The 9,341-nt window shown below is 41.3% G+C and carries 8 protein-coding genes; 6 read left to right on the forward strand and 2 right to left on the reverse strand.

All coding sequences use genetic code 11. The features are described 5' to 3' along the window. The first annotated feature begins 1,005 nt into the window (after positions 1-1,005). The 4 genes from V7K89_RS03775 (at position 1,006) to V7K89_RS03790 (ending at position 4,198) form a co-directional block, all read left to right on the forward strand. A complete protein-coding gene (locus tag V7K89_RS03775; RefSeq protein WP_335184477.1) occupies positions 1,006-1,575 on the forward strand; it encodes a photosystem I assembly protein Ycf4 in 570 nt (189 codons plus the stop codon). Between the two features lie 196 nt (positions 1,576-1,771). Continuing rightward, the gene (locus V7K89_RS03780) at positions 1,772-2,572 is read left to right on the forward strand and encodes a peptidylprolyl isomerase (RefSeq protein ID WP_335184479.1); all 801 of its coding nucleotides are present in this window, start codon (positions 1,772-1,774) and stop codon (positions 2,570-2,572) included. A gap of 125 nt (positions 2,573-2,697) precedes the next feature. Continuing rightward, positions 2,698-3,843 carry a beta-ketoacyl-ACP synthase gene (locus V7K89_RS03785; protein WP_335184481.1) on the forward strand — a complete coding sequence of 382 codons (1,146 nt, stop codon included), beginning with the start codon at positions 2,698-2,700 and terminating at the stop codon, positions 3,841-3,843. A gap of 190 nt (positions 3,844-4,033) precedes the next feature. Continuing rightward, on the forward strand, positions 4,034-4,198 hold the full coding sequence (locus V7K89_RS03790; protein ID WP_335184483.1) for a hypothetical protein: 165 nt from the start codon (positions 4,034-4,036) through the stop codon (positions 4,196-4,198). 216 nt (positions 4,199-4,414) lie between these two features. On the opposite strand, the gene V7K89_RS03795 is transcribed toward V7K89_RS03790, so the two are convergent. Beyond that, complete coding sequence (locus V7K89_RS03795) at positions 4,415-5,182, reverse strand: circadian clock KaiB family protein (RefSeq protein WP_335184485.1); 768 nt, start codon at positions 5,180-5,182, stop codon at positions 4,415-4,417. Between the two features lie 249 nt (positions 5,183-5,431). Continuing rightward, positions 5,432-6,715: a type IV pilus twitching motility protein PilT gene (locus tag V7K89_RS03800; protein WP_335184487.1), complete on the reverse strand. Its 1,284-nt coding sequence runs from the start codon at positions 6,713-6,715 to the stop codon at positions 5,432-5,434. Positions 6,716-7,448: 733 nt separating this feature from the next. Between V7K89_RS03800 and V7K89_RS03805 the strand changes: the two genes are divergently transcribed. Both V7K89_RS03805 and wecB read left to right on the forward strand, forming a co-directional pair. Beyond that, on the forward strand, positions 7,449-7,820 hold the full coding sequence (locus V7K89_RS03805) for a hypothetical protein (protein WP_094349008.1): 372 nt from the start codon (positions 7,449-7,451) through the stop codon (positions 7,818-7,820). Positions 7,821-8,082: 262 nt separating this feature from the next. Further along, positions 8,083-9,213, forward strand: a complete 1,131-nt coding sequence (wecB, locus tag V7K89_RS03810) for a non-hydrolyzing UDP-N-acetylglucosamine 2-epimerase (protein ID WP_335184489.1) — start codon at positions 8,083-8,085, stop codon at positions 9,211-9,213. Positions 9,214-9,341 lie beyond the last annotated feature (128 nt).

The raw sequence follows: 9,341 nt of genomic DNA on the forward strand, positions 1-9,341 counted from the left end.
ACGAATACGAAGCGATCGCGCTTGAGCCAGTCGTCTAGAACGTCAAACCACCCTCTACTGGGCGCGCGTCCAACTGCGATGGTCATTAGAGCAAAATCCTCTTTTTTTACTAAAATTGCAACGTTTCTAAGACAGTACGGAGAGCCAGTGTAACCGACTGCCGTGAGGAATTAACGTTTTTTTTGACAATCTCAACTGCTTTTAAGTAACTGAGATTCTGAGAGCTTGCTGACTAGTTAAGTCATTATTTCTCAGGGTTATGACATTACACGTACCATCGGCTAGTAATCTAGCTTGTGGTAACTTAATGATTCTTAACTTATCACACTACTCAGGGTTTTTGCCTGATACACAAAAGCAAATTAGGCATGAAACACGAACCTTATAAATAATATGAATATCAGAAATTTTACAATTTGACACAACTTTTCTCAGAAATCTGAAAAAATTTAATGTAGATAGACGTAGGTAGGTAATTCATTTCAAGAGGTCAAAAATAGGCAGGGAGAGGATAGCAAGGAATAAGGGGGACACAAGGGCAGGGAGAAAGAATTTTTATCAGCCATTGAGTAAAAAAATAGTACAACATTCCCTAAAAAATTATATCCGTAGCAGGAACATGGAAGGGCGCAGTTGAGTTTTTGTCAACGATGTTTGGTAAAATGCGGATAGTCACTTCGCCGCCACGGTTGTTGATACACCTCTGGAAAACCTATGTGAAACGTTAGACAAGGAGAAAGGAAGTTGGCACATCTTGACTAAATACAAATAGCCTAAGTGGTTTGTCCCGTAGTACAAGTAAGCCAGCATTATCTGCGACAGTAAAATTTGTAGGTACAAAGTGAAAAATTTCTAGTCTGCGGCAGGGTTCCCGTGGACATTCAAACATAGCTCTCCGTGCCTCCTAAGCAATAACCGGATTGGCACAGGAACCCACCACTCTATGCAAAAGCATTCAGTGTGCGAGTATGTGACAGCGAGTATCTCACGGGCAATAGTAGTTCAATGACGACATCAACAACGATTAACAAAGGCGATCACCTCCTGCACCAAAATGTTCTCGGTTCTCGTCGGTTCAGTAACTACTGGTGGGCAGCTATCGTTACCTTCGGAGCAAGCGGCTTTTTATTGGCTGGAATATCCAGTTATTTAAAAGTTAATTTACTCATAGTTTCCGATCCAACTCAACTGGTATTCGTTCCCCAAGGATTAGTGATGGGGTTATATGGTACTGCTGGCTTGCTATTAGCTACATACTTGTGGCTAGTGATTTTATTGGATGTTGGAGGCGGTTATAACGAATTTAATCGGGAGACTGGCGCAATTAAAATCTTCCGTTGGGGCTTTCCTGGCAAAAACCGCCGAATAGAGATTGATAGCCGCATAGAAAATGTGCAATCTGTAATAATAGACGTAAAAGAAGGTCTTAATCCCCGTCGCACCCTCTATATACGCATTAAGGGACGACGAGATATACCCTTAACACGGGTTGGACAACCCTTATCTTTAACAGAGTTGGAAACAGAAGGCGCAAACTTAGCCCGGTTTTTGGGAGTATCGTTAGAAGGACTTTAAGGGAGTGAGGAGTCAGGAGTGCAAAGATGAGGAGAGCAGGGGAACAGGGGAGAAATTGTAGTAAGTTTTTCCCCTCTGCCCCTTTGCACCTCTGCCTTTTGTGCCCAATACCCCATTCCCAATACCCATTCCGAATGCCCCATGCCCAATGCCCCTCAAAACAGATAAGATACTCTGGTTGAATCAGTAACAGGCAATGCGGTTAAAAATTTCACAATTTTTACTTTCTTTTGTGATTATCAGTGTCTTGATGTTGGGAGGATGTTCAACACAGCAAGTCACTTCTAATAGCTCTTCTCCAAACTCGACAGTTGCCTCGACCACAAGCGAGGCAAGCACCAAGGCAACTACTGAAGCAACTTCTGTATCTCAAACTATTAGTGAGAGTATTCCTGGAATAACAGATTTACCAAGACTAGAAGGCAAGGCTACTGTGGTAATTACGGTTAAAGGTTCGCCGATTACTATCGAAGTAGACGGCACTGATGCCCCCATTACAGCCGGCAACTTCGTAGATTTAGTGCAAAAGGGTGTATACGATGGTTTAGCTTTCCATCGAGTTGTGCGCGAACCCCAACCGTTTGTGGTTCAAGGGGGCGATCCTCAAAGCAAAGACCCGAAAGTTCCAGCAGACAGACTGGGAACAGGTAGCTATATTGACCCAAAAACAGGAAATGCTCGTTATATACCTTTAGAAGTTAAGCCCAAAGGTTCAGATACTCCGATTTACAATAAACCATTTGATGCTACTGCTCAACCCGTCGTATTACCCCATAAGCAAGGTGCAGTAGCAATGGCGCGATCGCAATCACCAGACTCCGCTTCTGCCCAGTTTTACTTTGCTTTAGCGGATTTAGCCTTCTTAGATGGTAACTATGCCGTGTTTGGCAATGTCACTCAAGGCTTTGATGTCGTGAACAAAATTCAGCAAGGCGATCGCATTGACTCCGCTAAAGTCACCCAAGGTGCTGAAAACCTGAAAACATCTGGAAAGTAGGAGGAAGAGGGCAGGGAAGCATACTTCAACTGCCCTCAGTAACCGGGGAAGCAATGGGGCAAGAGAGGTAGTAAAAAACTCCTAACTCTTTCTTAACTCCTCACTTTAAACTCCTAACTCCTAAATTGGTCAAAATTGTTGTTACTGGTATAGGTCTAGTTTCCGCTTTGGGTGGAAGCTTAGAGGATAGTTGGCAAAATTTAATCGCAGGTAAATCTGGAATTCGGTTACACCAACCATTTCCAGAAATTACACCACTTCCTCTAGGTTTGATTAGTCAACAACCATCTGAGTTGACAATGTTAACTCAGATGGTTGTTACTTCTGCTTTACAAAATGCTGGGTTAGTTCCACCTTTAACTGATTGTGCTGTAGTTATTGGATCGAGTCGCTCTTATCAAGCGTCTTGGGAAATGCTAGCGCAGCAAATGCATAGCGACGCAAAGAATTTTCTCGTGTCCTCTTTTAGAAATTGGCTAGATACATTACCTCATATAAATGCGATCGCAGCTGCCAGGCAAATCGGTGCATCGGGGATAGTTTTGGCACCGATGACAGCTTGTGCTACTGGAATTTGGTCTATTGCCCAAGCAGCTTTACTTATACAAACTGGGCAATGTCAACAAGCGATCGCAGGTGCAGTGGAAGCACCAATTACACCCCTAACTTTGGCTGGGTTTCAGCAGATGGGTGCTTTGGCGAAAACTGGGGCTTATCCTTTTGATTTGCACCGCGAAGGTTTAGTGTTGGGTGAAGGTGCAGCTGTGTTTGTCTTGGAATCAGCAGAGTTGGCGAAGCAGCGTCGAGCAAAAGTGTATGGTGAAATTCTCGGTTTTGGCTTAACTAACGACGCATATCATACCAATTCACCAGAACCTGAAGGAAAAAGTGCGATCGCTGCTATCAAACAATGTCTAGAACGTAGTTGTCTATTACCAACCGATATTGATTACATTCATGCTCATGGCACAGCTACCCAGCTAAATGACCAGATGGAAAGTATGGTAATCCAGCGTTTGTTTCCCCAAGGCGTGGCAATTAGTTCCACCAAGGGAAGTACAGGTCATACACTAGGGGCATCTGGAGCTTTAGGTGTAGCTTTTTCTCTTATGGCGCTAAAGCATCAAATATTACCACCTTGTTTAGGATTGCAGCAGCCAGAGTTTGATTTAGATATCGTCACAGCAGCACGTCTAAGTAAAATTCGACAGGTATTATGTTTGAGTTTTGGCTTTGGAGGACAGAATGCTGTGATCGCGTTAGCAAGGTAAAAACTTGTGTGTAGATAACTTACGGTGCATTGATTCAAATAAATCAACAGTTAATCTGATTGTCGGTTCTTTAGGATTGGTTTGCTGAACTACCACCACGCACAGACTGAGCTTGCCTAATTAATTGCACAGCGTCACTGGCATAAAACAAACCGGAATGCCAACAATACGGTAACTGAAGTAATCACGGTTGAAAATTCGAGCGAGGAAAAAGGGAGTAGGGGAGTGTTCTTGCGATCGCTCTCTGGGTGAAAATGGTATTATTCACGCTCGGGTCTGGTCTACTAATTCCCAATTCTTGAAGTTTGGTTTTCACATCTTTTCACAAGGAAAAGTGAGGGAAGCGATCGCCTAATATTTGCACTATTGTAGTTTTTTGATAATTTTTGATAGAAATTACTTATAGCTTGCTTGTATGTTCAAATATGCACAAATCCTTACAGTATAAGGTTTTCAGACATTGAAGGCAATTGCGACAAAATTTGCAAATTGCGACATATAATTTGCGAAACTAAGATTGGCGACATAAAATATGCGAATTTGTCAATTAACCGACACTAGTCTAAATTACTTAAAATTTTTCCTTAGCAGCTAACATCTGTAAAATCTTTTCTACATGATCCAACTCTCCAACGATTCGCCGAATTGGGTGAGGCCAAACCTTGACAAGGGTAGGAGTTGCAGAAACCTGATTTAGTTCTGCTTGTTCTGGATGACTTAAAACATCAATCACCTTCAGGGTATAAGGGTATCGGAGCGATCGCTCTAACAATTCGTGTAAATTTTGCAGAATGCGTTCAGTAGAACTGCTATGTCCTGCAACAAACAAGCGGAGAACATAACCTTGGGTAATGGCTTCTTTTTTTTGTACTATTACTGGCTGGTGATATTTTGGCACAGGTTCAGAAAGGTCTAGACGGACAATTAAGTCATGATCCTCCCAAAGCTGCTCAAATGAAGAACGATAGGTTGTTAACACCATGCGATCGCACAATCCCTCTTGCCAAGGAGCTGCTTGCCATACTAACTCCCCTGTGCCAAAAATAGCATTAAGCAAAGTTTGGTGTCTAATTACAGCCGGATAAGCTTCAGCAAAAGTTCGCACTTGTTGAGTGCGCGGATCTAACCAATTGTCAATAGTTGCAGTATAACAAGGCACTAAAAAGTGTGGTGGCTCTGGTAAATCTAGAATTTCTTGCAAAGCCGAACACAAATGCAAATGCCATCGACCTTGCTTGCTAGGGTCGATGCAGTAAATTAAATCTCCTCCAGGTGTAAATAGCGCAATGCCTTTAAACAGCTGGGGTGTAGATAGTTTATTTGTTGTCAAGTTATTCACAGAGGTTAGGGAACTAAAAGTAAAAATTCTCTCTTTTTCCTTTTACCTTAGCTATAACCTCAACCAGGATCGCAAAGATATTTGATTAGGTACTAAAAGATGAGGGAGCAGAGGGGGTAGAGGAGCAGGGAAGCAGGGGGAGATGAGGGAATAAGCGAGACAAGGGGGAATTATTGAATAAATCTCTCTCTTGTCTCTTCTCAATGCCCAATACCCAATGCCCAATCCCCAATGCCCAATCCCCAATCGTTAAACTCGACCTCTGAGAAATTGTGCCATTTCGTTAGGAGTTGGTGACATTTCCAAAGCAGTTTCTTCAGTGATTCGTCCGTCTTGATAGAGATTCAGCAATGACTGATTCATCGTAATCATGCCGTCAAAGCCTGCTTGTTTCATCAGCTCGCCAATTTCATCATACTTACCGTCTTTGATCCATTCTTTAATCGCCTCAGTATTGATCAGCACATCGTGGAAAGCAGCCCGCTTACCATCAGTAGTGCGACACAAACCTTGAGCAATTACTGCCACTAAAGACTCAGAAATCGCTACCCGCATTGCATCCTGTTCATCACCAGAATAGAGGTTGAGAATCCGTTCAATGGTTTTGACAGCGCTATTGGTGTGTAAAGTTCCCATGACTAAGTGACCGGTCTGAGCAGCTTTTAGGGCGGTGTTAACTGTTTCCTTGTCCCGCATTTCCCCCACTAGAATCAAATCTGGATCTTCCCGCAAAGCTGCTTTCAAAGCGTTGTCAAATTTCCGGGTATGCATTCCCACTTCCCGCTGTTTGACTAAGGACTTGCGGCTTTGATGGACAAATTCTATCGGGTCTTCAATGGTGATGATATGTTTGGCCATCTCTTTATTAATGTAGTCAATCATCGCTGCCATTGTGGTGGACTTACCAGAACCAGTGGGTCCCGTCACCAAAATTAAACCTTTATGGTGATGACAAATATCCCGAAAAACTGGAGGTAATCTCAACTGTTCCATAGTTAAGATTTTTAGCGGAATCAACCGCAACACCATTGCAGGCCCTTTGAGGGAGCCAAAAACATTAATCCGCACGCGAGCAAATTCGTATTGAGTTGCGCCGTCAAATTCTAAGGATTCTTCAAAGCGCTGAATTTCTCCCTCACTCATCACCTCCCGCAACCAACTCATAAAAGTTTGTTTATCTGTTTCTGGATAATCTCCTGATTGAATTTCTCCCCGGCTGCGAAAGCGGGGTGGTTCACCCACACCCAAGTGCAAGTCAGAATATCCCTGATCGTAAGCTTCTCTGATTAACTTTTCTAAAGTGAGTTCTGAACTGCTGTTTTGAGGGCGAACTGAATTAGGTATTGGCGGTGGACTACCCGGACGATGACCTGCAACAGGCAAATTAGTACCCCTATCCATTGACATATCCAGTGTTTGTGTCATCTGCCGCTGGGTACTAAAGGTTGGGATTGGCGGTGGTGGCGGCGGTATTGGTGGTAGATTACGTCCGGCAGCAGAGTTAGAATTTAATGGAGACTGTAATTCTGTCATATATCTTCACATTTGGTAGTTAAAAAGTTGAATTAACGAAAAGTAAAATCACTTGCTTTGATGACTTTTTGATAATGCTTGTCTGCAAGCCTTAGCGCTGATAGAAGGCGATTAAAACTCTAAAACCACAGTCAATCTATCTCATCCACTTCAATTGGTATCTTTTATTTCCTAATATTTTCTTCCTCAGAATATTTATATAGATTATTTAACCTATATATACTGGTTTAACACATGTAAGGACTTAAGAAACCTAAGTAAATATACAAGGATTAATAAGTATTTCTTAATACTTAAAAATTCAAAGTAAATATTCTCATGACTTAGATGAGAAATTTATCCTAGATATGGGCATAAATTGCCAGCAATTAACAGCACAAATACTAGCAGATCATTTATTCAGCCTGTCTAGCAATTATGAGAAAGACTACTAATTTTTATAAGAAATGTTAAGTTAAATAGGAATGATATCGTGGGGATCAAAGTTAAAAGCTCATACCTTTTAGGTTCTATATCTGAAGGAAGATGCAATAAACAAGTTTTTTTAATAAATAGAAAATTGATTTTATATCCATAATTATAAAAAATTAACTGTAAACTTTAGTAAACAAATGCTCATTTTTCCAATTAGTTTTTATATACTAAAATTTCAACTGAAACAATTCAGTTTACTCGCAAAAAGTGAGATATTACTGAAATTAAAAATTGTTGTGTATTTTTGGGAGGAAAAGTCATGGTTTCTGCTCAAAGCTCTAATCAAGGAAAGACCTACTCCTTGTTGATGATTAAAAGCTTTTTAATATGGACTTTTACATTAGCAGTATGTTTGTTGGTTGTGGGTTTTCCACTAGTTGTCTTGATGGCCACGGTCGGATGTCTGTTGTCGATTATCTTGCAATCTGTAATGCCTGTTAGTGCGGTTTTGCTTGTAGCAGGCGCTCTAATAATGTTTAATGTGATGGCAGTTGTATTAGCTGCGGGTGTGCTAACTGTTAAGGGAGTTCATCCTAGTGAAGTTAAATGGTTAAGCTGGCTGCATGGAGAGGCAGACCAAATGCAGGCTACTGTTTACGCTGCTTGCCCTCTAACTTGTGAGATTAAATAGTTATTACAGATTAAGTAGACAAACAGCGCGTCTGCCCGGTTAAGCCGGGTTTTTTCATGATTTTCATAATTTTAACTTTTAAATAGTCATTACAAGTTAATTAGATAAACAATGCATTTGCCCGTTTAAGCCGGGTTTTTTTTATATCTTGTGTGATTTATCCATTAATATTTATGGTTTATGTGAGGATTGACCGCCGACTATTGACCATAGACCACTGACTATAGACCATTGACTATAGATGGTAAATTACAGATGACTAATGACTAATCAAAAACGCGTTTGCATTATTTTAGGTACTCGCCCAGAAGCAATTAAACTCGCTCCAGTGATTCAGGTTTTCCAGAAGTCTTCAGAATTTCAGTTGCAAGTAATTCTAACTGGACAACATCGGGAGATGGTTGAACAAGTTATGCAACTGTTTAATATCAAGTCGGATTATAACTTGGAAATTATGCAGGTTCAGCAATCTCTAAATGATATTACTTGCCGTAGTTTACAAGGGTTAGAAGCATTATTTAAAGCGGAAAAGCCAGATTTTGTAATTGTGCAGGGAGACACTACCACAGCTTTTGCCGCAGCTTTAGCAGCTTTTTATCAAAAAATTCCTATTGGTCATGTAGAAGCAGGGTTAAGAACTGATGATATCTTCAATCCTTATCCAGAAGAAGCTAATCGCCGGTTAATTTCTCAAATTACTCAGTTGCACTTTGCGCCGACTCCTTGGGCTGTGGAAAATTTGTATCGTTCTGGTGTTTTGGGTGAAATTCACATGACGGGCAACACGGTAATTGATGCATTGTTAAATGTTGCTGCAACCCAAGTAGTTTGTGATGTTCCAGGCTTAAACTGGGAATCATATCGGGTTTTATTAGCAACAGTTCATCGTCGAGAGAATTGGGGAGAACCTCTATTAGCGATCGCTCAGGCATTTTTACAAATCTTAGACAAGTTTCCTGATACAGCTTTGCTGCTACCATTGCATCGCAATCCGACAGTGCGAGTTCCGTTGCAGGAACTTTTAGGGAATCATCCCCGAATTTTCTTGACAGATCCTCTAGATTATGGCGAATTGGTGGGAGCAATTAAGCGATCGCATCTTTTGCTTACTGACTCTGGCGGCTTGCAAGAAGAAGCCCCCAGCTTGGGAAAACCAGTACTAGTTTTGAGAGACACCACCGAAAGACCAGAGGCTGTTGTCGCTGGTACAGCCAAACTTGTAGGCACTACGACTGAGAATATTTTTGCAGCCGCTGCTGAGTTACTCAGTTACTCAGATACTTATGAAGCGATGGCAAATGCAATCAATCCTTTTGGGGATGGTCATGCAGCAGAGCGCATTTTGCAGATTGTACAAAATTACTTGGGTATTTCATCAGAAACATCAATTTAGGAACTTTTTTCAACAAAATGCAAAATTTCTGTTTTCTAAGAGGATGTTTTAAAAGTGAGGGGCTATTGTAAGAAAACTCACAAGGCTTAAGCTGAAAGATTGAAGATATCAGCACCTTGTGAGCAAAT

This window comes from Nostoc sp., assembly GCF_036917515.1.
Taxonomy (GTDB): domain Bacteria; phylum Cyanobacteriota; class Cyanobacteriia; order Cyanobacteriales; family Nostocaceae; genus Nostoc.